This is a genomic window from Reichenbachiella sp. (assembly GCF_039969095.1).
Lineage (GTDB): Bacteria > Bacteroidota > Bacteroidia > Cytophagales > Cyclobacteriaceae > Reichenbachiella.
The window spans coordinates 473,279-498,262 of sequence record NZ_JBDVOL010000010.1; the positions used below are offsets into that span (position 1 = coordinate 473,279).

A 24,984-nucleotide genomic window follows, 5' to 3' on the forward strand; every position below is an offset into this window, starting at 1 on the left:
TTATATACCTGTTCCCCACTGTTTTTTTAATGAGTTATTAATGGCCTTACTTGCTTCTATAAGTTCTATCCTGAGATTCTGTGTATTAAATGCACATGTCTTTATAGAATCTGAAAGTTGTATTAAGTCTTGAACAGATATATCTTCAAATTTAAAATCAAGGCCTTTTTTCTCCTTTGCTGTTGTTTTTATTCTCGTTATATGTTCCTTAGTTTTTCCAACTGCCCAAACGGAATGAATAATGTTATTCCTAGTAGCTTCAAGTTCTCCCGATTCATTCATGAGCTTTTTTAACTTTTCGTAATCAGAATCTTTACCATGGCGTTCAATGTAAAGGCTAAGTAAAAGGGCTCTTAGATTTCTAAATGATAATTCTGCCGTAATAATTTGTCCTATCCGTTGATGTTCTATAATCATGGAGCCAATTAATGACTGTATATTCATTTCAAGAACAGCAAAAGAAACAGTAATCTCACCAATCTGAGTTAAGTGTGCTTTAGGTACAGGATGTTGATGTTTCATATGGTATATCGTCCATGTATGAGGCGTGTGCTCACACTTTGTGGACAGCACTAAAATAGTGAAGGCTGTCGGTGCTCACAACTTTTCAGATACCGCCACGCCTTGCAAATCAAAATCTCCCGCGAGCTGAAGTCTCCAAACAGCTCAAAACTTTCTTGGCGGCAGACTCACGGGCGAGTTCCGATGCTGCGTGTAGAAAGCACTTATGCACATGCCTTATACATATTGTTATGTGTTTTATGATTTCAGTACTTATTCTGCAAATATTGAAAATTCAAATATTCTGGTTTCTCCAGCAGTTATTTGGAAGAAGCCAATGTTACTACCTCCATTATACCAAGTGTAATTACCTGGGTTAAGGTTAGAAACGATAACTTCTCCATTATCAGCTGCGAGATTTCGAATTAATGGTTGTGCTCTAATTAGTTCACTTACTGTGAAAACTGTTTCTGGATAAATATCTATTTCTAAATTTTCTATATTTCCAGCGAAGACTAGCGTTGCGTTACCAGTTAAATCCTCTTCCTTACAAGCGTTTAATAAAAGTATTAGAAGAAGTAAAAATGAATACTTAGTGATTTTTTTCATAGCTTCAATTACACATAACGCACAGCTATGATGAGTGGGGATTAGAAAGCACTAACCTCTCGTCTCGCACATAGCCACGCCTTGATTTAAATTTAAAACTTGTGGCGGACTTTCCAATCCCCGCGAAAATATCTTGACCAATAAAAACCCCATTCATTCATAGCATTTGTTACCAGCTTTATTTGATCCAGTTATATTTTACCATGGATTTGTATTCATCCCCACAATAGTTGATTGTTGACTTGATTCTGCCATCCTCAAAATATTGAGTTGTGTATCGATCATAACAGACAAAATCATAGCTGTAACCATACCCATCATAGCCAGTTTGTGTAATAGTTCTTTCGATTTCCCTGTTTTGAGAGTCGTATTTAAATTTTTCGGTTAGAAGGGGTTCTCCATTAACATTACTAATAGTTCGCTTGATGATATTGTTGTTTCTATCAAATATCTGGGTTTCCATTCCAGTAAGCCTTCCATTAATGTAATATGAAATTGAGCAATTCTCTTGTTCGTATTTGTAGAGCTTTTCTCTAACTGAATTGCCCATTTCAGTAATAGAATCTTTGAAATTTGCAGAATTTGGTTCAAAAGCACTGAATGATATAACTCCTGGTTGTTCAAATTCTCGTACTTCTTCTCTTATTATTCTATTCTGCTGATCATAAGAGTAGTCAATCTGCATGGAAAGAAAATCTCCATCATCAAGCCAAGATAGACGGCTCACCTTGTCATCTTGTACTTGGTAGGTTATTTTGTAGGTTAGAGAGGTACTATCCCAAGCATATGGATCAAATCCGTAAGTGGAATATCTTGTTAGTGTATCAAGCCTTTCATTCGTATATGAAAAAAGGACTCTACCTCTTACTCTTCCAAGAGAGTCTAACCCTTCATTTTTATAATTTCTTCCTTCTGCGTCAAAAGAGTATTTGTAGAAAGGGGTTTCTTTTTCGTTCGTTAGAAGAACATATTTGACACCATAAATTCTGGTCAAAGTATCGGGAACAATATTGTGCTGTGCAAATGCTGTATTTGTGAAAATTATTACTGTTAGAAGTGTTAGGATCTTGTTCATCAAATTTTATGCTTCAGTTTACTTCTATCAATCCATTAAGACCTTAAAAGTCACAATTCAACTTGCAGAAATTGCTGGTAACGTAGTGATATAGTGACAAAGGTGACTATATATCCCTTATGTCAATCCTATTTTATTGATTTTATCAAAATACTGAAAGGTCTATTGGGTGCTGATGCCAATAGTTGCCCGAATATAGCGTCAATTGACATATTATACAATTGCGCTCGTATAGATTCTTGACATTTTCGGAATCAATTGGCGACCTTTGCTGTTGTAGTCGAAAAGTAAAAAGAACAAATGATAGAAGACCCAATGAACTGTGAAGATGGTGCTTGCGAAGTGCCAGCAGTAGAAAGTAAGGAAATTGCAGCTGCGCCGGAGAAGAACGGTGATCGATTGATTTATGTGGGAGATCCCATGTGCTCCTGGTGCTGGGGGATCACCAATCATTTGGAAAAGTTGAAACTAGAGTATGCTAATCAGTTTGATTTCGAGTTGATACTAGGTGGATTGAGACCTGGTGGAGGGGAAGAGTGGACCGAAGACTTTCGTGCGATGATCCGTTCGCACTGGGAGCATGTGCAGGAAGCCTCTGGTCAGCCTTTTGATTACAGCTTTTTCGATCGCGAACAGTTCAACTATGACACCGAACCGTCCGCTAGAGCGGTTAGAGTGATTCGCGATGTAGATGCTTCGAAGGAGTGGGAGTTTTATAAGAGACTGCAACAGGCGTTTTATGCCGAGAATAAAGATGTGCATGACCTGGAGACGTATAAAAAACTCTGTGAGGAGCTGGATTTGAATTATTCGACATTCGAATCGCTATTTCTTTCGCAAGGCTACAAGCAGCTGGTGTATCAGGATTTTGCGAAGGCTCAGCAATTAGGAGTCCGTGGTTTTCCAGCGGTGGTACTCAAAAAAGGAGAGGAGTATTTTGCAGTGAGCATGGGCTACTCAGATTATGATAAAATGAAAGCCACACTTAAAAGCATACTTGCGTAATTGATTATATTATTAAAAAATTGTACAGATGAAGAATCAAGTCTTTTCCATACTACTTGCTTTGCTGTTGGTCGGTAGTTGTAGCCAAGCATCCAATCAATCAGAAAAGCAAACACTCGAAAATCTAAGACAAGACCCTAAATTGAAGAAAGCCTATTTTGCTTCGGGTTGTTTTTGGTGTGTGGAAGCCATTTATGAAAGTGTAAAAGGAGTGGAGGAATCGATTTCCGGCTATGCTGGTGGACACACCAAGAATCCCACCTATGAGGCTTCGAATACGGGCAGAACTGGTCATGCGGAAGCAGTGGAGATATACTATGATCCAGAGATCGTGAGTTTTGCTACATTGGTAGAGGTGTATTTCGGCTCACAAAATGTGACTCAGGTCAATGGACAAGGCCCTGATCATGGGTCTCAATATCGATCGATCATTTTCTATCAATCCCCTGAAGAAAAACAGATTATTGACGCTAAAATCAAGGCGCTCAATGCTGAGTTGGCCCCACAAAAAGTAGCCGCTGAGGTGATGTCATTTGAGAAATTCTGGGTAGGAGAGGACTATCATCAGAACTATGAAAGATTGCACCCCAATCAGGGTTATATCAGAGCGGTTTCTATTCCTCGTTTAAACAGATTCAAAGAAAAATTCCCTGAATTGATCAAAGTAGATCATTGAGATCTGATCGACTTATAAGTCGATCACCATACCCTCGTTCACAACATTAAAACCCTTTTTCAAAACCTGATTGCGTTCAGGCGAATCGAAAAGTGCAGGATTGGTATGGTTGAAATGAATGAAGTGCACTTTAGATTTTTCCTTGGTTGGTAGGCCTTTAAGCAATTCCATCGTTTCTGTGGTGAATGGATGAGGAATCTTACTCATGTCTCGTCCCGGCAATTCGCCATCTGCAAAGAAAGCAGCATCCAATAAGGCATAATTCACCTGACTGATTTCACTGGCTAAATTCTTATTCCACGTTTCCCATTTGTTGATGTCTGGAATGAATAGGATCGTTTGATTGGGTCCAGCAATATGATAGCCCACTGTTTCCGAGTATTCATCCCGATGGGGCACCAGAATAGGGGTGACCTTGGCCATGCCATTCAGCATAATGGCTTCTTCGTTTTTCAATTCTTTCAGTGCAATATTATTGAGTGAAACCAACTGACTCCAGGGGCCATTCGCCTCCAAAAAGTTTTTCATTTTCGGCATGACATAAACGGGGATGTTGTTGGTGCCCATCACTTCTCGTCCCAGATGGATCAAACCAGCGTAGTGACCAATATGCGCATGGGTCAAAAAAATGCCAGCCACTTGATAACCTAAGGTATCCAAGGCATGCCATTGTGCTTTGATGTCAGGCGTAGCTTCGAATAACCAAGCTTCTTTGGATTGGTTGTTCAATAGTGCCAGACAGGTAGCATGTTGCTTTGGGTTTTCACCTGTCCAATAGGCTTCGCAACAGGACTTCTTACAGCCAGCTTGTGGGTATCCTGCGTCCTGTGCCATGCCTAGCACGATGACTTGCCAATCCGCTTTTTGAGCCTGAGAACTTGAGTAGATTAGAATAATTACGAAAAGTGTTACCAAACCTTTCATATCTTAATTATTTTCTAACGGTAGGATGATTTTGAATGTTGATCCTTTGCCTTCTTCAGAGACAACATCAACAGTTGCATCTATTTTTTGCAACGTTTCTTTGACTACATAAAGACCTAGGCCTGAACCTATGCTATTGTCATTGGCTCTGAAAAACATGTCGAATACACGATCTAATACATTTCTGGAAATACCTTGGCCATTATCAATAACTGATAATTCAAGATTGTTATTGTTATGACGAAGCATTATTTTAACAAACGGAGTTCGCTTGTTTATATCGAAAAAAATCACAGCATTATGAATTAAATTTCTTAGAATAACTTTAATTCTGGTCTCATCTCCAAGTATTTTGTCATTATTGGACATGTCCTGTTCAAGTGTAATGAAATTTCTTCCGACTAAGTCTTGTCCTGGTTCTTACTGTGGAATCGTTTGAAACTCTACGGGTGTTTCGTTGTCTTTGAAAGACGCTCTTGGCTTCAGGTTCAATGTCTGGAACATTTGTTTGTCCATGTCTTCTTCTGGATTAGGAGTAGTCAATAATTTGTCACCAGCGAATATGGAATTGGCACCGGCTAAGAAACAAAGTGCCTGTTCTTCGATATTCATTCTTACTCTACCAGCAGATAGTCGTACCATAGCATTTGGCATGATGATTCTGGCGGTGGCGATCATTCGGATCATCTCCCAAATAGAAACTCTAGGCTGGTCTTCTAGCGGTGTTCCTTCTACTGGCACCAAGGCATTGACAGGAACTGACTCTGGGTGCTCTTCCAATGTCGCCAAAGTATGAAGCATTCCTACTCTGTCGTTATGGCTTTCGCCCATGCCAATGATACCACCCGAACAAACCGAAATCTTTGCTTTTCTTACGTTGTTCAAGGTATCTAAACGATCATCATAAGTTCTGGTAGAGATAATCTCATCGTAATGCTCCTCACTGGTGTCCAGGTTGTGGTTGTAGGCATACAATCCAGCGTCTTTCAATTTGTCAGCTTGCTCTTCAGAAAGCATGCCTAGCGTACAGCATACTTCCATGCCCATGCCATTCACACCCTTTACCATTTCGAGCACTTTATCAAAATCTTTATTGTCACGAACTTCTCTCCACGCTGCACCCATACAAAACCTGGTGCTCCCATTTTCTTTGGCTGATTTTGCAGAATCCAATACTTCATCGACTTCCATCAATTTATGTACTTTGACATCTGTATGATATCTGGCCGCTTGTGGGCAATATGCACAGTCTTCCGGACAACCACCAGTTTTAACAGAAAGCAAGGTACAAACCTGGACTTCATTAGGATCGTGGTAGGCGCGGTGCACGGTAGCTGCGCGATAGACCAAATCCATGACGGGTGTATTGTATATTTCAGTAATCTCTTCTCTGGTCCAGTCGTTTCGAATGATCATGCTCTAAAATCTTTTATTAAGGAGTTAATATTTTGGAATCGCTAAATTAGAATATTTTGGTAATTTCAACCCACACCAAGCAGGATTCATTCTGAACAATTGTGTGCATTTAGAGAGCTTCGATTCTATCAAAATCCATAAATTGCCATCATGATAGCAACTTTTGGAGAGATACTTTTAAGACTGACTCCGCCGGACAATGGCATGATTCAGCAAATGGGTTCATATGACGCTAACTTTGGTGGATCAGAAGCTAATGTTGCCATTTCCCTAGCCAATTTTAAAATTCCAACCAGATTCATATCGGCTTTACCAGATAATGATTTGGGAAAGGCCGCCATATTTGAATTATCAAAATACAAGGTCGACACCAATCATGTGAAAATCAAAGGCCAGAAGATGGGACTCTATTTTGTTGAGAAGGGTTCTTCTATCCGCGGAAGCAAGGTGATTTATGATCGGGAAAATTCTTCATTCGCAAGGATGCAGTCATCAGACTTGGATTGGGATAAAGTATTTGAAGGCGTGGAGAGATTCCATTGGTCTGGAATTGCACCAGCCGTTTCTCAAAACTGTGCTGCTGTGACTTTGGAAGCAGTGAGACAAGCAGCCAAAGCAGGTATAGAAATATCCACAGACCTCAACTTTAGATCGTCACTTTGGGGATATGGCAAACAGGCGGGCGAGATTATGCCACAACTGCTTGAGCATACGTCACTCATGCTGGGAGACCCAAAATCCTTGGAGATTATGACTGGCATAAAGAATCCATTTGAGGGAGATATCAAACAGCAGTTGGATGAACTGCCAGCGTATTATGATACGGTGTTTGCCAAATTTCCGAATTTGAAATGGATTGCTACTTCATTGCGTACCATCGTGAACGATACGCATCATCGCTGGATGGGCGTGATTTATGATGGAAACACTTTGTATCAATCAGTGGAGTATGATTTGTATCCACTGGTAGATCGAGTAGGGGGTGGCGATGCTTTTATGGCGGGGCTCATATATGGTAGAGCCATATATAACGACCCTCAAAAAACAATCGATTTTGCTACAGCAGCTTCAGGTATCAAGCACACCATTTCAGGTGATTTCAATCTGGTTTCAGTGGATGATATCAATGCCCTGTTGGCTCGCGGAGGAGCTGGGAATATTAGTAGGTAGAAAGTGAGATATGCAGATATGCTGTTTTATACCAATTCAATAACTGCGGTGAGAATAATTCTTTAATCACTTTGCTAAGTCTGTACTTTTTGGTTAACATAAAGATTGAAGCTCTTTTTTTAGTTTTTCCATGGTAATAGGTTTGATTAAATAATTATTTACTTTTTTGTAGTTGCGAGCCCTTTTGATATCCACTGGATTGTTTGAGCTTGAAACCAGATAAATGATGATTTCTTTGTCTATTGGGATCTGAGTAAACTCATCTAGAAAGTCCCATCCATCCCAAATAGGCATATTGATATCAAGTAAAATTAAGTCGGGTAAATTTTCTTTAGAAAGTATGCATACTTTGAGTTTTTCATAAGTTTCCTTACCATTTTCGAAATGCCAAACGGTTTTGCTCCAACTGGCCGATTCAAGGGCTTTTTTTGTGACGAACACATAAATGGGATCATCGTCAATTATGCAAATAATATCAATCCTTTTCATATTGAAAATAGATGCTAAATGTGGTGCCAATATTGACTTTGCTTGCCACTTCAATAAGTCCTCCCATAGACTCTACTTGATTTTTTGTAATGAACAAGCCGACTCCACGAGCATCATCATGTTCATGAAAAGTCTTATACATGCCAAATAATCTGTGGCCATGTTTCTCCAAATCTATTCCTTGACCGTTGTCTTCCACATGCAAGACTAAAAACCCTTGATCATAACTTGTCGACAGCTTAATAAAGGAATTTCTTTCTTCGGACCGATACTTTATACCATTGGTAAGAAAGTTAAGTACAACGCTCTCTATATAGGCCGGTATTCCAAGTACTCGGGTAGAATCGGGTACTTGATTAATTATGCTTAGGTCGGCTTTTTGAGATAAAGCTGATACATTTTCGATTGCCTTTTTAACCACTTTTGAGAGATCAATTGAAGATAAATTCTTTTGTTCATTAGTATTGAGCATAGCTACTTCAGACAAGTGCTCTATGGTCTCTTTTAAGTTCTCGGCTGCTTTTTTCATGAGTTGCGGTACTTGCAAATCTTTTAACTGAGGTTGCTCTTCAAACAAGAAGGTCAACAAGCTGTTGAGGTTGCTGGAGTGGCTTCTCAAATTGTGTGAAACAATATGCGCAAAATTATTAAGCCTTTGGTTTTGATTTTTGGTCAAATCCAGTACCAATTTCAACTCTTCTTGAGCCTTTTTTAGTGGACGAATATCTGTGGCTAGTCCCAAATATCCTGATATTTCGTTGCCTGTGAAAATTGGGGTTACAATCAGCAATACAGGAAAATGTTCGCCATTTTTATGAATGTAAGTCCACTCTCTTAATTCACCTCCTTCTTTCCTAGCTTTTGCAATAAACGTTTCAAAACCTTCGATGGGTTTGCCTAATTCAGTGGTGAGCTCTTTACTGCGTGTTTCAATTTCTGCTGGGAAATGAATGATCTGTGGCGTATGCTTAAAAACTACTTCTTCCGATTTATATCCAAGTAGATTTTCTGCTCCTTTATTGAAGGTTTGGATGATACCCTTGAGATCTGTTTCTATAATAGCTACCTGCGTACTAGCATCTAATATGGCTTGGTTTTTTGATAGTGTATGCGCGAGTTTTAATTCTGCTTCTTTACGAAGTGTGATATCAATTATTTGAGAAATGAAATGCAAAATTATTCCATTGACATCTTTCACAGTTGATACAGACAAAATGGTAAAGACAATTTTTCCATTTTTATGGATATATCTTTTTTCCATTTGGTAATGAGATATTTTACCTTCTTTCAACTCATTTAAATATCTTAAATCTTGTTCTAAATCATCTGGATGGGTAACATCTTGAAAAGTTAGTTTTAACATTTCTTTTTCAGTATAACCGAGCTTCAGGCAAAGTCTTTGATTTACTTTGAGCCACTCTCCATTCAAACCTACCAAGGCCATGCCTATACCTGCATATTCGAAATTGCCTCTAAAAGCTCTTTCGCTTATCATCAGTTTCTCTTCAATTCTCTTTTTTGAAGTGATGTCTTCTGAAAACATAAGTAGTCCACCAATTTGACCAGTTTCATTGTACCAGGGTTTTACTTCCCATTTGAGCCAATGGGTTCCTCCATGAGAAGTTTGAAAACTATCTTCATCCTTTTTTATCGTCTCTCCTTTTAGGCACCTTTGATGGATTATTTTCCAATCCATACTTATATTGGGAAATATATCATAATGTGACCGTCCAATAATATCGACATTACTTAAATGGTAATCATCAATCCATTTTTGAGAGGCAGCTATATATTGAACTTCATTGTCAAACATAGCCATGGAAGAGGGGGCTTGAGCAATAAAATGTTCTTGCTGCTGCGTTGCTGATTTGCTTTTCGTTATATCCTGTAAAGTACCATAGAGTCGGGTATATTGGCCATTGTTGAATTCTGCTTTGCCCATGGCTCTTACCCACAGTTCATTTCCTTTAGCTGTAATAAACTGCACTTCTACGTCATAAGGCTCTCCTTTTTCTATGGCTAGATTGACAAGTCTTGCGATGGTTTCGCGACTTTCTCCTTCTTTAAAAAAGTTAATTCCAGATTCGAGGTCTGGTGAGTAATCCATTGGTACTTCATGGATTTCTTTGGTGACTTCAGACCAATCAATGGTATGGTTTATCAAATCTACTTCCCACGCACCAACACGAGACATTTCGCCCGCCTGCACGAGCAAATCCTGAGTTTTAATCAGTTGTTTTTCTACTTCCTTTCTTTCGGTAATTAGGTATCGAATGGCGATATACTTATCTATTTTACCTTTTTCATTTAGTATAGGGTGGATCACTGTGTCTACCCAATAGAGTGCGCCATCCTTGGAAACATTACAAACTTCATCTCTCCAAAGGTTCCCTTTGGTAATCGTTTTCCACATGTTGACCCAAAAAGACTTAGGGTGATATCCAGAGTTGATAATGCTGTGATTTTTACCTATAAGTTCGTCTTCTGTATAGCCGGATACCTGACAGAATACGCTATTTGCGTGTACAATATTTCCTTTAAGATCGGCAGTCGAAACAATGGTGTTTTTATTCAAAGATGCCATGATCGCTTCATTTCGTGCAGCTAAATCATGGAACTGCCTTCTTTCATTGAGAATATCTGTAAGATCACGACCTGAGGCATATACGATGCCCTCATCTGGGTAAGCACGCCATTCGATGGTTTTTGGAATTCCACTTTTGGTAAGAAATCGATTTTTGAAATTTGAAATTTCTTCATTTGATGCGAGATTAGATAACGCCTCTTGTGATGCGTGGACGTCATCTGGATGAATAAATGCTATCACATTTCTTCCTAGTATTTCTTCGGCATTGTATTCAAACAAATCCAACCAACGATCATTGGCTTTAAGTAAACTTCCGTCGGTCTTAACTATAAGTGAAAGGTCAAGGTTTTTTTCAAAGAACTTTTCAGCTTGATCTTTGTGTTTAGCAGATTCAAATTTACTTTTTCGGAGCTCAAGAAGATTGACCACCTGTCTGCTTAGTGCCTTCAGAGATGCGATTTGATTAGGCTTCAGTGTCTGGGGTTTATTGTCGATGGCACAGAGGGTACCTATCGCATAGCCTGAGTTTGTGACCAAAGGTACGCCGGCATAGAAAATCACATTTGGTTTATTTTTGACGATAGGGTTGTCTTTGAAGCGAACATCTTTGGTCGCATCGGGGATCAGCATCACTTCATTGGGAGTCTGGATGGCGTGCGCACAAAAAGCATATTTGCGATGCGTTTCACGTACATTCAAACCGTGGTGTGATTTAAACCACTGACGATCCTGGTCGACAAGACTGATCAGAGAAATTTTAGTATTACAAATTTCAGAAGCCATTCGGGTAATGAAATCGTAGTCTTCTTCTTCTATGGTATCTAGTATTTCGAAAGACTCCAACTCCTTGATTCTCTCTTCTTCGCTTTTGGAAATATTTTCTTTGTTCATCTTGAATGCGGCAATAAGCTAGGTTTTTGAAAGGCATAGCTGTTCTATGATAAACAACGCTGCTTATTAAATTTAACCAACTTTTTCTCAAGATGTTAATTGGTAATACACAACTATCCCTCAAAGGAAAGTTCCAAATAAATTTGTGACGGGGTGAATTACTAGAAATGATTCCTTTCAGATAAGCAATTGATTCGCCTGAATGGAATAATTTACAATGATAACAACGAAATTTTGAAATCGTTCATGTTAGGCATTGTTTTTTTGACGCACTAGTGATTCTTTTGAATTGAAGTAGCAATTTTTAATTACTACTTCAATTTTTTGATAGCTATATTAATGGGGGCGGATTTAAAATCTGCACTAGGTTAGGGAGTCCAAGAATAGCTATGCTTTGAACTCAGTATCACAATCATTACAAGTGAAATTAACAATCAAATTACCTATCGGTGCTGCCAGGAAAATTCCGATAAAGAAGATTTTAACACTCTCCAAAAATGATTTATTCTTATTGGTAATGTTTTCAGATTCGCAATTAGGACACTTTAACCTGCCATCCGAAATTTGTAAAACTTCCTTGGCTTGCTCAGAAAACTCATCTGGAATCATTACTCTGACTCCACTGCCTAGGAGGTTGTAATAATGAGGCATGAGATTAGTGAAGTTTTCATTGTTTAGAAAACAAGGTATACCTTCATGTTCTAACTTGATTCTAATCAGATTGGCGTCTATCGAATTGTCGCAGGTTGTAAGTAAGACTACTTTCATGCGGATGGTTTATTATTGGCTTAGCATGAGTAACCTAGTTAATGAATTTTATCTAATTTCCACTTCAAAAGGCATTCTCGCTTGTACGCCCTGATATTTCTCTAACTCTTTGATGGCGTCGATGTATTTGGCCATTTCTCCATAGTTGGCGTGGAAGATTCGGGTTTCGGTTTCTTCAAGTACCGTACTGAAGATTTCTTCCCATTTGGATTTCAAATCAGGATAATATTTCACTGCATAGTCATCTGATATACCAGCTTTTTCAGCGGCTAGAGACACGGCGTCATTGTAAGTGCCTAAGATGTCTACCAATCCTCTTTCTTTGGCTTGACTGCCTGTCCAGACTCGACCAGAAGCAATTTCTTTGATGTCGTCTTGTGTCATGCCTCGACCTTCTGCCGCTTTACTAGTGAAGGTTTCATATCCTCGCTCCACAGAAGTCTGGATGATAGCTTTCTCTTGTGGATTCAGTGCGCTGGATACTCTGTAGAGATCAGAGAATTGCCCGGTGCTTACCCCGTCGTTTGTGATGCCTAGCTTGTTTTCTAAGAAGCCACCCAAGTTTGGAATCATGCCGAAAATACCTATCGAGCCTGTGATGGTCATCGGCTGTGCAACTATCGTATCACATGGCATCGCCATGTAGTAGCCTCCAGAAGCTGCCATATTCGACATAGATGCTATCACGGGTTTTTCCTTCTTGGTCAACATGATTTCATTCCACATCACATCTGAGGCAACCATAGAACCGCCTGGAGAGTTGATGCGAATCACGACTGCTTTTACTCTTTTGCTCTCTCTCGCGGTTTTGATAGCTTTCATAAATTTCTCCGAACCGACAGATTCTAAGTCACCATTGCCTGACACGATTTCGCCATCAGCTACGATTACTGCTACTTTGTTGGAAGAGTAATCAGAATCGACGGTCTTCATATAGCTTCTCAAGTTGATAAACTTGATTTTGTCATCTTGAGCCAGATCCATTCTGGTTCGGATCATATCCTTCACCTGATTTTCATAAGCGACCTTAGTGATCAACCCAAACTCAGCTGCGTCTTCGGCTTTTCTCACCAACATCTGATCTGAGATTTCGCGTAAGCGACTCAATTCTATGTCTCTGGATACACTTACATTTTTTAGAATGTTGTCATATATGTCATTCACAAATGAAGTCATCTGCTCTTTGTTGGCTTCACTCATATCTTTTCTAAAGAAAGGCTCTACGGCGCTTTTGTAAGTTCCTACTCGAAAGATCTGCGCTTCTATGTCCAATTTCTCAAATAATCCTTTGAAGAAAGTAACGCTGGCATTCAATCCATTAAATTCCAAGGATCCAATTGGATTCAAAATAATCTCATCTGCTACGGAAGCCACATAATAATTCCCTTCTGAAATGAATTCACCATACGTGTAAATGAACTTCCCTGAACTTTTGAAGTCTTCTAGTGCCAGTCTGATTTCATCCAGAGCGGCATATCCGCCACTGATGTATCCATGTTCCATATAGATGCCTTCTATATTGCTGTCGTACTTGGCAGCTTCAATTGTGGCCAAAGTTTTCAAGAGTGGAAGTTGAGTGTCTCCTTCGTCTGGAAAAATTTCTGCAAACGGGTCTTCTGCCACACGCTCGGATATTAAACCGCTCAGGTTGATGTAGAGCACGGAATTTTCTTCTACAACAGGTGCGTCTTCTGCTCCAATGGCTGCGAATACGCCAATAATGGCTGGAATAAAGATGAATAAAAAGATGACACAGAAAATGATCAGTGCAGTGATTGTCGATAAGACAGATTTAAAGAAGGACATAGACTTAGATTTCTTTTATTTTCTATTATTGCAAAACTATTAATTTCAGCTATAGGCTGACTCAGTTTCAAATTTATTTTATGAGCCAATGCTACTTGCTTTTGGGTACCAACATAGGTGACAAAAAGCGCAATTTATTACAAGCAAGGGACGCGATTGTTGAACGCATTGGTAAAATCACTAATCCGTCGGCTATCTATCAAACTTCTGCCTGGGGGAAAGAAGATCAGGATGACTTCTTGAATCAGGTGTTGGAGGTAGAAACGGCTCTAAATCCAGAGCAATTATTAGCAATTTGCCTTGAGATAGAAAAGGATTTGGGTAGGGTACGATTCGAACACTGGGGAGAGCGACTGATTGATATTGACATCTTGTATTATGAAGATCAAGTGATCACGAGCCAGCGATTGACAGTGCCACATCCTGAAATTCAAAATAGAAAATTTACATTGATACCTTTGGTGGAATTGGCACCAGACTTCATACACCCAAAAATGAACCAAACCAACAAGGACTTGTTGGGGCTTTGTACTGATCCACTGGAAGTGGTAAAAATCGAATAGAAATGGAGTATTACGAATACTTATTGATCTTTGGTTCTGGGTTGATCGCCGGTTTTATCAACGTAGTAGCGGGAGGAGGCTCTTTGCTCACTTTACCGATTTTAATTTTCTTAGGCTTGCCACCTGCCATGGCCAATGGGACTAATCGGGTTGGTATTTTTCTTCAGAATATTTTTGCTGTTAGTGGCTTCAAAAGTAAAGGAGTCTCTTCATTTCGATTTTCTATTTGGTTGTCGATATCAGCGCTGATTGGTGCGATTTTAGGAGCGAAAATAGCCGTGGATATTAGTGGCGAGCTGTTCAATCGAATTTTGGCTATCGTGATGATGATGGTGATTTTGCTTACGGTTTTCAAACGAAAAAATAAAAATGCGGACGGCGTAGAACGGATGAGCAAAGGCAGGCAGACAACCAGTATTATAGCTTTTTTCTTTGTAGGAATTTATGGTGGATTTATTCAGGCGGGAGTGGGCTTTATCATCATTGCTGCACTTACGGGGATCAATCATTTGTCATTGGTGAAAACCAATAGTATCAAAGTTTTTGTGGCATTGATCTACACACTTTTCGCTTTGGCCGTATTCACTTGGGAAGGCCAAGTGGATTGGGTGCTTGGCTTGACATTGGCAGCTGGCACCTCTATAGGGGGGTGGTTTGCGAGTCGATGGTCAGTAGACAAAGGCGACCAATGGATCCGTTATTTCTTGATCGTTACGGTTTCGATTATGGCGGTGAAGCTTTGGTTTTTCTAATCACCAATTAGTTGTTTTATAATGACTGGTTCTTCTTCGAGTAAAATAGGAGCAGTTCCTGTACCCTTGATTTCCCAATGATGCTCATAAACGGATGAGTAACGAATGACAACTGTCGCATCTTCAGACCAAAAAAGTTTGGTGATCGGATGATTTCTTACGGAGTCTGTGCTAATATTTATTGGCCAAATATTAATACCAGGTTCTACGACTCTTCCAGCCTTTAGAGAAGAGGTACTTAAAGGAAGAATGTCTTGAATCGTATCTTTATAAATTTTAGCAAAGCTTGCTGGATCCATATCATAGATAGAATCTTTGAATTCCACTTGAATACTTTCTAGAATAGCGGGACCCATTCCCGTATTTTTTAATTCCAATTGATAACGCGAGTCTCCGATATTGTGCCATAATTCCAATTTTGGAAATGAAGTTTTCTCTTGATGCTCACGCATAATTTTGGATTGATATACCAAAGTCGCTAGAGTGGCTACACTGATAATAAAAGCCGAAACACTAAATATTTTATCGCTATCCCATTTAGACATGACTCAGAGTATTTTTAGTTTTCGTGAAATTAACTAATTCTTTAAAAACCGACTGAGCTATTTCAGCAGCGCCAAATCCTTAGGCGTATCTATATCCACTTGCGCTTCTGGGTAAGAAATGATTTGAGTGTTTTTGAAGTGTTTTTGAATGATCTTTTTGGCTCCTTGCTCACCATGGAGGTTGAGTAAATCGAGAAATGTCTTTCTATTGAAAATGGCAGGCACGCCGTATGATTTGTCATATCCAGAGGCCGTGATTATATGATCTGATTCTTCGTGAAAGAAGATCAACTCAGTTAACATCTGTTTGGTCACGTGAAGCTGATCGCATAATAGAATCAAAACGTCCTTTGTGTATCTGTTCTTGTTCAGGATTTGCTGAATCCCGAAGGAAATGGAGCTTCCCATGCCCTGTTGCCATTCTTCAAAATAGGCTATGGTTGCTGAGGTGTGTGGAATGACAGGTGCAATTTGCTCATGGTTGCTACCGAGGATGACAAAAACGTTATCGGATAGTGCAGATGCTGTCTTTACTACATTTTCGATTAAAGTTTTTCCTTTATAGTGCAGCAGTTGTTTGGGTTGTCCTAATCGACTAGAACTACCTGCGGCTAAGATCAATATTGTTGGACAGTTGCTAATTGGATTTTTGTTTGGGGAAGAAGTTTTTTAGATATACTTGTCGGAATACCTGATCCTCTTTGCCATCTCTATGATGAATGGGACCTGTTCTGTATTTGATGAATCCCCCAGATCGATTAGAAAATTTGGCTTGAATTTCACTGATGATCGATACTGCTATTTCGTCTGGCGTCTCAGCACCAATATCCAGTCCAATGGGTGCATGGATACGATCCATCTGTTCTGAGGTAATTTCAATATGGTATTTGTCTTTCAGTGTTTTAAATATTTTATCCGCTCTTTTCTTTGGGCCAAGGATGCCAATGTAAGGCGTTTGACTTCCAATGATTTGACGCATCACTTCTACGTCATATTTCAAATTGTGAGACATCAAAACTACTGCTGTGAATGGTGTGATTTTGATTTCCTTCTCTACAAATTCTCTTTTGCAGGACTTTAGTTCATTAGCCAAAGGGAAGTTGATTGGGACTAGATGAGCCACGCATTCATCCGTTACTCTCACATTCCAACCCAAAACATGCGCCAGCTCAGTGACTGGCTTGGCATCGAAACCGCCACCGAAAATCAGAAGGTCAATGCCCGGTTGAATCAGTTCTAAAAATACTTTGAAAGACTCATTGTCAATGTTGTATTCTTTGATAATTGGTTTCCGATTTTCGACCACAGTTTTTAGGTCTGTTGTTAATTGTTTAGGAATTTCATTGATATCACTGACCCACTCATTTTTGTTATTGAAGCTAATCTTCGTACCTACTGGGATATTCTTGGCTGAAGATTCGAAAACGATCGCATGGGCACCTGCATTCTCGTACTTCAAAAATGTTTCTAACTGTGCAATAGGATTGAATTCACTTTCTGGAAGGATAGGTTCGATGAGTATATCAATAATTCCATTACAGCCTAATCCAATACCGAGTTGATTGTCATCGTCATTGGAGGTATCATAAGTTACTGTTCTGGGCTTACCATTAAGTATCACCTGACGAGCTTTTCTGAGCGCATCTCCTTCCAAACATCCACCGCTGATAGAACCGACCCATCTTCCATTGTCCAACATGAGCATGCGTGCACCTGGACTACGGTAAGAAGAACCTTTTACTTGAACAACCGTAGCGAGTGCTGCTTTTCGTTCAGTGAAATCTATCTTTTGATAGGCTTCTAGTATGGTTTTGAATTCTTTCAATGTATTAACGGTTTTTGAATTACTAATAACTTTTCTAAAGTTTCAAACTTTAGAAAAGTTGGTTTTATTGACTCTTTTTTTTCATTGCTTGAATTTCTGCAGCTTTGAGCTCTTCAGCTTTTCCGCCCCAACTATTTCGAATGTAGTTCAAAACATCTGCCACTTCCTGATCGGATAAAGATACAGGATCCATGACGCCATAATAGGTCATTTCATTGACTTCTAATTCTCCTTCAAGACCATTTAAAATCGCGACGACTGCTTTAGACACATCATTTTGAAAGTAGTCAGAATTTGCAAGTGGAGGGAAGGCACCTGCTATGCCCTCACCATTTTCCATGTGGCAAGTCATGCACTCGTTCGTATAAATTTGTTTTCCTCTTACCATACTATCTTGTAAGGATTGGCCATGGGTTTGTATGGCCAATAAGCAAAAAGAGATGACTGCAAAACAAAGTTTCAAAACTCCTTCTCTAAATTGTTTTTCCAAGTTTATTGATCTTGATCATGAATAATTATCAACATAAATATAAGGAAAAGAGGAGGTAAATTTATTCCTTCGTGATAGACGACCGTATCGACCATATCAACGGCAATTGAATGCTTCTAAAAAACTAAATACAAATGACCATAAACTGGAACCAAATAAGAGCCAATTATCAGTTAGCTAGAGAAAAAGTTTATTTTGAAACCCCATATTTTGGGGCCATGTCAGATGCAACTGTGGAAGCACAAGTGCAATGTTTAAATAACCTCCAGTCTATGGGTAGCACAAAGTATAGTGAAACAATAAGGAAGGCAGAGGAAATCAGGCAAAAGCTGCTTGAAATCACCAATGCTCAAGATCACCAGGCTGCCTTAATAAGTGATGTGAGTACGGCCATGACACATTTAGCCGAAATGCTATCAGATAAAAAGATAGCTCTACTTGACCATGATTTTCCGTCTGTTACCGCTCCTTGGATAGGGCGAAAATGTGAAATTCATTGGGTTGAACGATCTGGTTTGAATTATTCATTGGAGAAAATTGAGGAACAGCTAAAAAATGGAGCACAGGTTTTGGCTCTGAGTTGGGTGATGTACAATTCAGGATTGAAATTGGACTTGAAAGTAATTAGTGAAATGTGCCAAAAGCATGGAGTTCTATTGATTGTAGATGCCACACAAGGATTAGGTGCTCACTCCATAGATCTAACAGAGATTCCCATTGATGTGCTGATAGCAACAGGATACAAATGGTTTCTTGCAGGCTATGGAACGGGTATAGCCATTGCCAGAAAGGATTTTGAGGAAAAATATGAATTTCAGATGGCTGGTCAATCTTCCATCATTGATGGAAAAAAGAACATCGAGGATCTAAATAATTACGTTTCTGGAATCAAACGTTTTGAGCTTGGTCATATCAAAACACAGCAAGTCTTCGCCTTTCATCAGTCACTTTCAGAATTGTCGACTATAGGGTTTGAGAATATTCAAAAAAGAACAAAAGAATTGCACACTTTATTGGTCGATGAATTGAATAAAATCAATATAGAAATCTTAACACCAAGCCCAATGAGTTCAAATATTCTGATGATTGATGGGTCTGAATCTAGATTCAAATCTCTCACAGCCGCAAATGTGGCTTTTACTCATCGGCATGGATTGATTCGACTAGGTGTTTATTTTTATAATAATGAAAAGGATATTGAACGATTAATTCATGCCTTGAAATAGGATTTAAATACATTTGAGCTAATATTACCTTCAGAAAATTCAAGAACCCAGCACTTCACCAGATTTATGCTAAACCTCAATTTTAAGAATGACTTTTTGCCACATGCAGTAGCGATCGCTATTTTTTGTCTGGCCACTGTTTTATTTTTTGCACCGGTATTTTTCGAAGGAAAAACTTTGCCACAACATGACATTACACAATGGGAGGGTGGTGCTAAAGAGCTGATTGACTTCAGGGAAAAAACTGGTGAAGAAGGTCTCTGGACTAATTCTATGTTTAGCGGAATGCCTGGTTATCTCATTAACGTTAGGTTCTCTGGAGATTTGATGAAGTATGTTCATAGAGCTTATGGATTATTCCTGACCTATCCAATGTCAACCATTTTCGTGAGTTGTCTTTCCTGCTACATATTATTATTGGTGATGGGAGTGAGGTCTTGGCTAGCAATTGCCGGGGGACTCGCTTATGGTTTTACGGCGTTTTCAATCATTGGTCTCATGGCTGGCCATAATTCCAAAATATCTGCGGTGTCCACCATGCCTTTGGTATTGGCGGGAATTCATTTGGCTTTCAAAGGAAATAGAATTTGGGGCTTTGTTGTGACTTCTATTGGACTAGCCATACACTTACGCCCGAATCATTTGCAGATCACTTATTATTTACTCCTCATAGTGGTAGCTTATGGAATCATGCAGTTAATTTCGGCCATAAAAGAAAAGGCATTTCCTGAATTTGCGAAGACTAGTGCGGTATTAATTGTGGCTGCATTATTAGCTGTTGGAGCTAATTTCGGGTCGTTGATTACCACAATAGAATATAGTAAATACTCGATTCGAGGCAAATCTGAGTTGACAGAGGTAGGAGGAGCTGAAGCTAAAGCTGGCTTAGATACGGACTACGCTTTTCAGTACAGCAACGGGATTTTAGAGCCGCTTTTTCTCTTTATTCCTAATTTTTATGGAGGATCGGCCAGAGAGGATTTAGGAAAAGATTCTAATCTTGAACAAGCACTCAAAAAAAATGGAGCGAACAGACAACAAATCAAACAGCAAGTGTCCGCTGCACCAGCATATTGGGGAGATCAACCCTTGACAGCACCTTACTATGCAGGTGCGATTGTGGTATTTCTTTTTGTGTTGGGTATGATTTTGCTTGACAACAAGTATAGAATTTGGTTGGGCGGATTGGTGCTATTTGCACTTGTTTTAAGCTGGGGTAGTAACTTCAGTCTCAACTATTTTATTTTTGATTATTTACCAGGGTACAGCAAATTCAGATCAGTGACTTTTGCTATTATCATTGTTGTATTTGCAATGATTTTAGGTGGTTTTATGGGATTGGAAAAACTTTTGTCTTCCGACTTCAATAAACAAACACAGAAGAAATTATTAATGGCGATTGGAGGCGTAGCAGGTTTCGCTCTACTATGTGTGCTTTTTGCAGGTATGGGGAGCTATAGAGGTGCTATAGATGCACAATTGGCTAATTACCCCGATTGGTATTTGAATGCTTTACGAGCGGATAGAGCTACCTTGTTGAGAATGGACGCCTTGCGTAGTTTGGTTTTTGTACTTCTGTTTGTGGGTGTAGTTTGGGCACTGATAAAACAGAAGTTATCAAAAGGCATAGCGTACAGCTTACTCATTCTTTTTGTTTTCATTGACCTGTTTGGAATTTCCAAGCGATTTATCAACTCAGATTCTTTTGTGAGAAAATCCCGTCAATCAGAGTTTCAGCTGACAGAAGCGGATAAAAAGGTTTTGCAGGATGATGATCCAAACTATCGTGTAATGAATCTAATGAATCCATTTAATGATGCAAAGACTTCTTATCATCATAAATCCATAGGCGGATATCATGGTGCAAAATTGGGCCGCTATCAGGAATTGATCGAGCGCTGCATTGCACCCGAACAATCCAAAGTCATTACTGCATTGCAGGCTGGATCTTTTGAATTTGGAAACATCGGAGTGCTCAATATGCTCAATACCAAATATTTTTTAGCCGGTTCATCAGCAAATGCAGTTTTGCCTAACATTAAAGCCAATGGCGGTGCCTGGTTTGTGAGTGATCTAATAGAAGTGACTAGTGCAGATGAGGAGATCAGCGAATTGACTAAAATTGACACGAAAACTACTGCGGTCATTGATGAGTCTAAATTTACTATTTCAGATCAGGTTTCTTCAATAGATGGACAAATCGAGTTGATGGAGTACAAACCGAATTATCTAAAATATACTTCGAGTAATTTGGGTTACGGACTTGGGGTATTTTCAGAAATTTATTATCCAGAAGGTTGGGTGGCAACAATCGATGGAAATGAAGCAACAATTTTGAGGGTCAATTATGTATTGAGGGCTTTGGAAATACCTGAAGGAGATCATATTATTGAATTCAAGTTTGAGCCGAAGTCTTATACCATCGGCAATACGGTGACCCTGATATCTAGCAGTCTTTTGATTTTACTTTTGATTGGAACAATTGGTTATTCTTTAATGAGTAAGCCAAAATTGGCATCAGCATAAAGTATTGTAAAAGGTCTTCCCAAAATCACTGGAATTGTAATTGTATTTTTCTTGTATGGATTTTTCACCATTCAATCCAAGTCGAGTTCGTAGTTCGGTGTCAGCATACAGCTTCTTCAATTGTTTTGCAAAATCGGCTGAATCATTTGCTTGATGAATAAGTCCCCAAGATTCACTTTCAATAAGGTTTTTCTGCGCCGTGCTGTCACTTGCCAGAATAGGTTTGCCTAGCATGGCGTATTGAAAAAGCTTGTTGGCATAAGTGGTATCATGATGGAGATTCCTCAATAAGGGACAAATACCAACATCGCAGAGGTGTACATAATCAGGTAGGATATTTTCTGATTGCCACCCTTCTAGTGAGACGTAGTTTTCAACACCTTCATTTTTAATGAGTTTGATAAGTTCGTTGTCGTTGCTGCTGGATCCGACAATGATTAGGTTAAGATTGGGGACGTTATCGGTCAATTTAGGAATGGCTTTAATGACAGACTCTAAACCTCTTCTAACTCCAGTATCTCCAATGTATAGGACATTGAATTTGTCTGTAAAACGTTCAGCGAGTGTTTTATCGTATGTTGGTTTCTTAAATGAATCATTGGTGAAATTGGGTAATACCAAAATCTTGTCTGAAGCAATACCTACACGCGATTCAATTTCTTCTTTTGCATCATTTGTGACAACAATGACTCGATCTGACTTTCGAATAAAATCTTCTTCCTTTTTTTTCCATTGGGATGGCTTGATGAGAAGTTTACCTAGGCCACTTTGGAGATGAGGATAAAACTTCATGATTTCAGGCACATTTTCATGCAGGTCGAGAACAATCGGCAGATTGTATTTTTTATTCAGATGAAAAACAGCTTGAGCCAAATTCATATTATGAACGTGAAGAATGTCTGCTTGGCTGGATGCAATAAAAGATTTCAAATGTGATTGCATCAACCAATGATAAAACGGAATTGTATAAGCCAATGCAGATAATTTATACATCCATCTCGGAAGGTAATATCGATGAATATGGATGCCTTTATAATTTTCTTCCAGCGTATCCATCTGGTTGTAGGTTACACAAAATAGATGTATTTCCATGCCTTCGGAGATCAAATGCAAAGCTTGATTTTCGATTCGGGGGTGTGTTGGATACTCCCCATGAAAGACCATACCTATAACGGGCTTTTTCATTGGATTAAGCTACAGAAGAATTTCCTTTATTGAACTTTTTGTGGGACTGAATATAATTCAAAACCCTTTCAGAAGACTTGCCATCTTGATATTGATGGAATTTATCTCTAGTAGCGTTTCTGTGGTTTTTGTACTTATCAGTTCCGTTGATCAAATTTTCAATCTCTTTCATGAAATGAGCCGTGTCATACACTTTGGCTCCTGGGGTGTTTTCTTCATAGTCAAATAAGAAACCAGGTTTTTCACCAAATTGATCTATGTCATATGGTGCGAAAATCATGGGTCTGTCCAGAAGTAAAAAATCAAAGTAGATCCCGGAGTAGTCTGTCATTAAGATATCAATATGGGGAAGGAGCTCCTGCACTTCTTCATATTCACCTTGCCCCGCTTTGAAGATTCGATTGCAGTTGGCCAGCTCATCATATCCCATGGCTTTTTGATAATACCATTCTCGGTGATGTTTTCTAATTAATAGATTGGTGTCATTTTTTTCCAAAAAAGCATCAAGTGCTACAAGATCAAAGTCGTTAAATGGTAGAAGATTCGTTATGCCTTTGTTTCTGAAAGTTGGACAATAGAGAATGGTTCTTTTTTTGAGTTCAGGATTTTTTATAGCCAAATTTTCATTTGGTATTTCTTTGATCAAATAGTCGTTTCTTGGAGTGCCAGAGACGAGGATTTTTTCTGAACTAAGACCAAAACAATCAAATAATGAATGGCCTTCAATTTCAGAGCTTGCCACAAAAGCATCGATAAGCTCCATTTCTTTTTTCAACTTCAGCTGATGAATTTTGCTCATTCCAGCAGCGAGACCCAATTTTTTGATAGAAATACTATGCCATAAGTTGATCACCAATTTACTGCGCTCTACTTGATAGGGGTGAAAGTCCCAGTCTGCATAGGCATAAACAAGGCATGAAGATTTTAAATATTGTACAAACGCACGCAACGAATAGGCAAATAATATTTTTGAACCATAAATCTGTTGCAGTTGATCAAATACATCTTTTCTATTGACCATGTAATAGCAATTGATATTTTGCTCATACATGTACTGGAATAAAAATCTCGAATTATCTGCAAAGCGAAAACCTTGAGGAGCTGCTATGAAAATGGCGTCAGTTTTTTTGATATATAAACCTCCCAGTTTCTGTAAAAGAAACATTAAGGACCTTAATACATAACCGACACCTGGCTTTCTAAACCAACTAATTGGACTCATAAATCAAAAAGGATCTGAAGGTATTGAGTGATATCTTTAAATTATTGGGTATCAAAGATAGAAATTGACTTAAGTAATAACTAATAGATTGATATCTTCGCCACTTTAATTATTGATCTATGAGTGATAAAGAATTTTGGGAGGACTTTTATTCAAATAAAAAGGGCACACTTGAACCATCTCCATTTGCAACATTTGTTTTTTATGAAATAGGAATCAAAGGAACCATAGTAGAATTAGGTTGTGGCAATGGAAGAGATAGTTTGTTCTTTTCAGATGAAGGCTTGAATGTATTTGGTATTGATCAATGCCAAACCACCATCTCAAGACTCAATGATTTAGGGCGAAAAAATAGCCGGTTTGAAGTTAAAGACTTTACTTCCTTGGGTGATCTTGGGCAATTTGATAATGTCTATTCTCGATTCACGCTTCACTCAGTTTCCAAGAATCAAGCTACTGATACACTAAACTGGGCATATAGTGCTTTAAAGGTTGGTGGTAAATTTTGCATAGAAGTTAGAAGTATAAATGACGAGCTTTTTGGTCAAGGGACTGAAGTTGAAAAGGACGCCTTCGTTACTGATCATTATAGAAGATTTGTCAGACTAGACGAAATGGTCGATGAGCTGAACAGTATAGGCTTCAAAATTGAGTTTTCCACTGAATCAAAAGGTCTCGCCGTATATAAAGACGAGGACCCTTCAGTCATTAGAATAATTGCGAGTAAGTAATA

At 38.9% G+C, this 24,984-nt stretch carries 24 protein-coding genes; 8 read left to right on the forward strand and 16 right to left on the reverse strand.

The window, feature by feature from the left end; all coding sequences use genetic code 11:
* The 3 genes from ABJH98_RS05270 to ABJH98_RS05280 form a co-directional block, all read right to left on the reverse strand.
* Positions 1-522 (reverse strand): hypothetical protein, encoded by a 522-nt coding sequence (locus ABJH98_RS05270; RefSeq protein ID WP_348306585.1) that lies wholly within the window; start codon positions 520-522, stop codon positions 1-3.
* A 252-nt stretch (positions 523-774) separates the two neighbouring features.
* Positions 775-1,110 (reverse strand): hypothetical protein, encoded by a 336-nt coding sequence (locus ABJH98_RS05275; protein WP_348306586.1) that lies wholly within the window; start codon positions 1,108-1,110, stop codon positions 775-777.
* A gap of 178 nt (positions 1,111-1,288) precedes the next feature.
* Complete coding sequence (locus tag ABJH98_RS05280; RefSeq protein ID WP_348306587.1) at positions 1,289-2,185, reverse strand: hypothetical protein; 897 nt, start codon at positions 2,183-2,185, stop codon at positions 1,289-1,291.
* Positions 2,186-2,485: 300 nt separating this feature from the next.
* Between ABJH98_RS05280 and ABJH98_RS05285 the strand changes: the two genes are divergently transcribed.
* Positions 2,486-3,190: a DsbA family protein gene (locus ABJH98_RS05285; RefSeq protein WP_348306588.1), complete on the forward strand. Its 705-nt coding sequence runs from the start codon at positions 2,486-2,488 to the stop codon at positions 3,188-3,190.
* Between the two features lie 28 nt (positions 3,191-3,218).
* Positions 3,219-3,866, forward strand: coding sequence for a peptide-methionine (S)-S-oxide reductase MsrA (msrA, locus tag ABJH98_RS05290; protein ID WP_348306589.1), 648 nt, complete (start codon positions 3,219-3,221; stop codon positions 3,864-3,866).
* A 12-nt stretch (positions 3,867-3,878) separates the two neighbouring features.
* Here the strand turns inward: msrA and ABJH98_RS05295 are convergent, their stop codons facing one another.
* The 3 genes from ABJH98_RS05295 to bioB are packed head-to-tail and all read right to left on the reverse strand — an operon-like array spanning position 3,879 to position 6,206.
* On the reverse strand, positions 3,879-4,790 hold the full coding sequence (locus ABJH98_RS05295; protein ID WP_348306590.1) for an MBL fold metallo-hydrolase: 912 nt from the start codon (positions 4,788-4,790) through the stop codon (positions 3,879-3,881).
* 3 nt (positions 4,791-4,793) lie between these two features.
* A complete protein-coding gene (locus tag ABJH98_RS05300; protein ID WP_348306591.1) occupies positions 4,794-5,159 on the reverse strand; it encodes an ATP-binding protein in 366 nt (121 codons plus the stop codon).
* Between the two features lie 51 nt (positions 5,160-5,210).
* Positions 5,211-6,206, reverse strand: coding sequence for a biotin synthase BioB (gene bioB, locus ABJH98_RS05305; RefSeq protein ID WP_348306592.1), 996 nt, complete (start codon positions 6,204-6,206; stop codon positions 5,211-5,213).
* A 150-nt stretch (positions 6,207-6,356) separates the two neighbouring features.
* On the opposite strand from bioB, the gene ABJH98_RS05310 reads away from it, so the two are divergent.
* Positions 6,357-7,376, forward strand: coding sequence for a sugar kinase (locus tag ABJH98_RS05310; RefSeq protein ID WP_348306593.1), 1,020 nt, complete (start codon positions 6,357-6,359; stop codon positions 7,374-7,376).
* 93 nt (positions 7,377-7,469) lie between these two features.
* Here the strand turns inward: ABJH98_RS05310 and ABJH98_RS05315 are convergent, their stop codons facing one another.
* From ABJH98_RS05315 to sppA, 4 genes are all read right to left on the reverse strand, one after another.
* Positions 7,470-7,865, reverse strand: a complete 396-nt coding sequence (locus tag ABJH98_RS05315; RefSeq protein ID WP_348306594.1) for a response regulator — start codon at positions 7,863-7,865, stop codon at positions 7,470-7,472.
* Positions 7,852-11,343 carry a PAS domain S-box protein gene (locus tag ABJH98_RS05320; protein WP_348306595.1) on the reverse strand — a complete coding sequence of 1,164 codons (3,492 nt, stop codon included), beginning with the start codon at positions 11,341-11,343 and terminating at the stop codon, positions 7,852-7,854. The genes ABJH98_RS05315 and ABJH98_RS05320 overlap by 14 nt, the downstream gene beginning before the upstream one ends.
* Before the next feature lie 387 nt (positions 11,344-11,730).
* Complete coding sequence (locus ABJH98_RS05325) at positions 11,731-12,111, reverse strand: DUF2007 domain-containing protein (RefSeq protein ID WP_348306596.1); 381 nt, start codon at positions 12,109-12,111, stop codon at positions 11,731-11,733.
* A gap of 48 nt (positions 12,112-12,159) precedes the next feature.
* Positions 12,160-13,917 (reverse strand): signal peptide peptidase SppA, encoded by a 1,758-nt coding sequence (gene sppA, locus ABJH98_RS05330; protein ID WP_348306597.1) that lies wholly within the window; start codon positions 13,915-13,917, stop codon positions 12,160-12,162.
* Between the two features lie 80 nt (positions 13,918-13,997).
* On the opposite strand from sppA, the gene folK reads away from it, so the two are divergent.
* Entirely contained in the window at positions 13,998-14,480 is a 483-nt protein-coding gene (folK, locus tag ABJH98_RS05335; RefSeq protein WP_348306598.1) for a 2-amino-4-hydroxy-6-hydroxymethyldihydropteridine diphosphokinase, read from the forward strand.
* Positions 14,481-14,482: 2 nt separating this feature from the next.
* On the forward strand, positions 14,483-15,232 hold the full coding sequence (locus ABJH98_RS05340) for a sulfite exporter TauE/SafE family protein (protein ID WP_348306599.1): 750 nt from the start codon (positions 14,483-14,485) through the stop codon (positions 15,230-15,232).
* Here ABJH98_RS05340 and ABJH98_RS05345 read toward each other — a convergent pair.
* The 4 genes from ABJH98_RS05345 to ABJH98_RS05360 form a co-directional block, all read right to left on the reverse strand.
* On the reverse strand, positions 15,229-15,777 hold the full coding sequence (locus ABJH98_RS05345; protein WP_348306600.1) for a hypothetical protein: 549 nt from the start codon (positions 15,775-15,777) through the stop codon (positions 15,229-15,231). The two genes, ABJH98_RS05340 and ABJH98_RS05345, sit on opposite strands and share 4 nt — an antisense overlap.
* A gap of 57 nt (positions 15,778-15,834) precedes the next feature.
* Positions 15,835-16,398: a nucleotidyltransferase family protein gene (locus ABJH98_RS05350; RefSeq protein WP_348306601.1), complete on the reverse strand. Its 564-nt coding sequence runs from the start codon at positions 16,396-16,398 to the stop codon at positions 15,835-15,837.
* Between the two features lie 16 nt (positions 16,399-16,414).
* Positions 16,415-17,602 (reverse strand): XdhC family protein, encoded by a 1,188-nt coding sequence (locus ABJH98_RS05355; RefSeq protein ID WP_348306602.1) that lies wholly within the window; start codon positions 17,600-17,602, stop codon positions 16,415-16,417.
* A 64-nt stretch (positions 17,603-17,666) separates the two neighbouring features.
* Positions 17,667-18,092, reverse strand: coding sequence for a cytochrome c (locus ABJH98_RS05360; RefSeq protein WP_348306603.1), 426 nt, complete (start codon positions 18,090-18,092; stop codon positions 17,667-17,669).
* 134 nt (positions 18,093-18,226) lie between these two features.
* Here ABJH98_RS05360 and ABJH98_RS05365 point away from each other — a divergent pair, with 134 nt between their 5' ends.
* Positions 18,227-19,318 (forward strand): aminotransferase class V-fold PLP-dependent enzyme, encoded by a 1,092-nt coding sequence (locus ABJH98_RS05365; protein ID WP_348306604.1) that lies wholly within the window; start codon positions 18,227-18,229, stop codon positions 19,316-19,318.
* Between the two features lie 66 nt (positions 19,319-19,384).
* Positions 19,385-21,844 (forward strand): hypothetical protein, encoded by a 2,460-nt coding sequence (locus ABJH98_RS05370; protein ID WP_348306605.1) that lies wholly within the window; start codon positions 19,385-19,387, stop codon positions 21,842-21,844.
* Here the strand turns inward: ABJH98_RS05370 and ABJH98_RS05375 are convergent.
* Together ABJH98_RS05375 and ABJH98_RS05380 are read right to left on the reverse strand one after the other, a co-directional pair.
* On the reverse strand, positions 21,836-23,029 hold the full coding sequence (locus tag ABJH98_RS05375) for a glycosyltransferase family 4 protein (RefSeq protein WP_348306606.1): 1,194 nt from the start codon (positions 23,027-23,029) through the stop codon (positions 21,836-21,838). The two genes, ABJH98_RS05370 and ABJH98_RS05375, sit on opposite strands and share 9 nt — an antisense overlap.
* Before the next feature lie 4 nt (positions 23,030-23,033).
* Positions 23,034-24,251: a CDP-glycerol glycerophosphotransferase family protein gene (locus ABJH98_RS05380; protein ID WP_348306607.1), complete on the reverse strand. Its 1,218-nt coding sequence runs from the start codon at positions 24,249-24,251 to the stop codon at positions 23,034-23,036.
* Between the two features lie 119 nt (positions 24,252-24,370).
* Between ABJH98_RS05380 and ABJH98_RS05385 the strand changes: the two genes are divergently transcribed.
* Complete coding sequence (locus ABJH98_RS05385) at positions 24,371-24,982, forward strand: class I SAM-dependent methyltransferase (RefSeq protein WP_348306608.1); 612 nt, start codon at positions 24,371-24,373, stop codon at positions 24,980-24,982.
* Positions 24,983-24,984 lie beyond the last annotated feature (2 nt).

Bases quoted from the DNA above. Each gene is read 5' to 3' on its own strand.
- ABJH98_RS05270 (WP_348306585.1), bottom strand. From the start codon at position 522: ATGAAACATCAACATCCTGTACCTAAAGCACACTTAACTCAGATTGGT.
- ABJH98_RS05275 (WP_348306586.1), bottom strand. From the start codon at position 1,110: ATGAAAAAAATCACTAAGTATTCATTTTTACTTCTTCTAATACTTTTA.
- ABJH98_RS05280 (WP_348306587.1), bottom strand. From the start codon at position 2,185: ATGAACAAGATCCTAACACTTCTAACAGTAATAATTTTCACAAATACA.
- ABJH98_RS05285 (WP_348306588.1), top strand. From the start codon at position 2,486: ATGATAGAAGACCCAATGAACTGTGAAGATGGTGCTTGCGAAGTGCCA.
- msrA (WP_348306589.1), top strand. From the start codon at position 3,219: ATGAAGAATCAAGTCTTTTCCATACTACTTGCTTTGCTGTTGGTCGGT.
- ABJH98_RS05295 (WP_348306590.1), bottom strand. From the start codon at position 4,790: ATGAAAGGTTTGGTAACACTTTTCGTAATTATTCTAATCTACTCAAGT.
- ABJH98_RS05300 (WP_348306591.1), bottom strand. From the start codon at position 5,159: ATGTCCAATAATGACAAAATACTTGGAGATGAGACCAGAATTAAAGTT.
- bioB (WP_348306592.1), bottom strand. From the start codon at position 6,206: ATGATCATTCGAAACGACTGGACCAGAGAAGAGATTACTGAAATATAC.
- ABJH98_RS05310 (WP_348306593.1), top strand. From the start codon at position 6,357: ATGATAGCAACTTTTGGAGAGATACTTTTAAGACTGACTCCGCCGGAC.
- ABJH98_RS05315 (WP_348306594.1), bottom strand. From the start codon at position 7,865: ATGAAAAGGATTGATATTATTTGCATAATTGACGATGATCCCATTTAT.
- ABJH98_RS05320 (WP_348306595.1), bottom strand. From the start codon at position 11,343: ATGAACAAAGAAAATATTTCCAAAAGCGAAGAAGAGAGAATCAAGGAG.
- ABJH98_RS05325 (WP_348306596.1), bottom strand. From the start codon at position 12,111: ATGAAAGTAGTCTTACTTACAACCTGCGACAATTCGATAGACGCCAAT.
- sppA (WP_348306597.1), bottom strand. From the start codon at position 13,917: ATGTCCTTCTTTAAATCTGTCTTATCGACAATCACTGCACTGATCATT.
- folK (WP_348306598.1), top strand. From the start codon at position 13,998: ATGAGCCAATGCTACTTGCTTTTGGGTACCAACATAGGTGACAAAAAG.
- ABJH98_RS05340 (WP_348306599.1), top strand. From the start codon at position 14,483: ATGGAGTATTACGAATACTTATTGATCTTTGGTTCTGGGTTGATCGCC.
- ABJH98_RS05345 (WP_348306600.1), bottom strand. From the start codon at position 15,777: ATGTCTAAATGGGATAGCGATAAAATATTTAGTGTTTCGGCTTTTATT.
- ABJH98_RS05365 (WP_348306604.1), top strand. From the start codon at position 18,227: ATGACCATAAACTGGAACCAAATAAGAGCCAATTATCAGTTAGCTAGA.
- ABJH98_RS05370 (WP_348306605.1), top strand. From the start codon at position 19,385: ATGCTAAACCTCAATTTTAAGAATGACTTTTTGCCACATGCAGTAGCG.
- ABJH98_RS05375 (WP_348306606.1), bottom strand. From the start codon at position 23,029: ATGAAAAAGCCCGTTATAGGTATGGTCTTTCATGGGGAGTATCCAACA.
- ABJH98_RS05380 (WP_348306607.1), bottom strand. From the start codon at position 24,251: ATGAGTCCAATTAGTTGGTTTAGAAAGCCAGGTGTCGGTTATGTATTA.
- ABJH98_RS05385 (WP_348306608.1), top strand. From the start codon at position 24,371: ATGAGTGATAAAGAATTTTGGGAGGACTTTTATTCAAATAAAAAGGGC.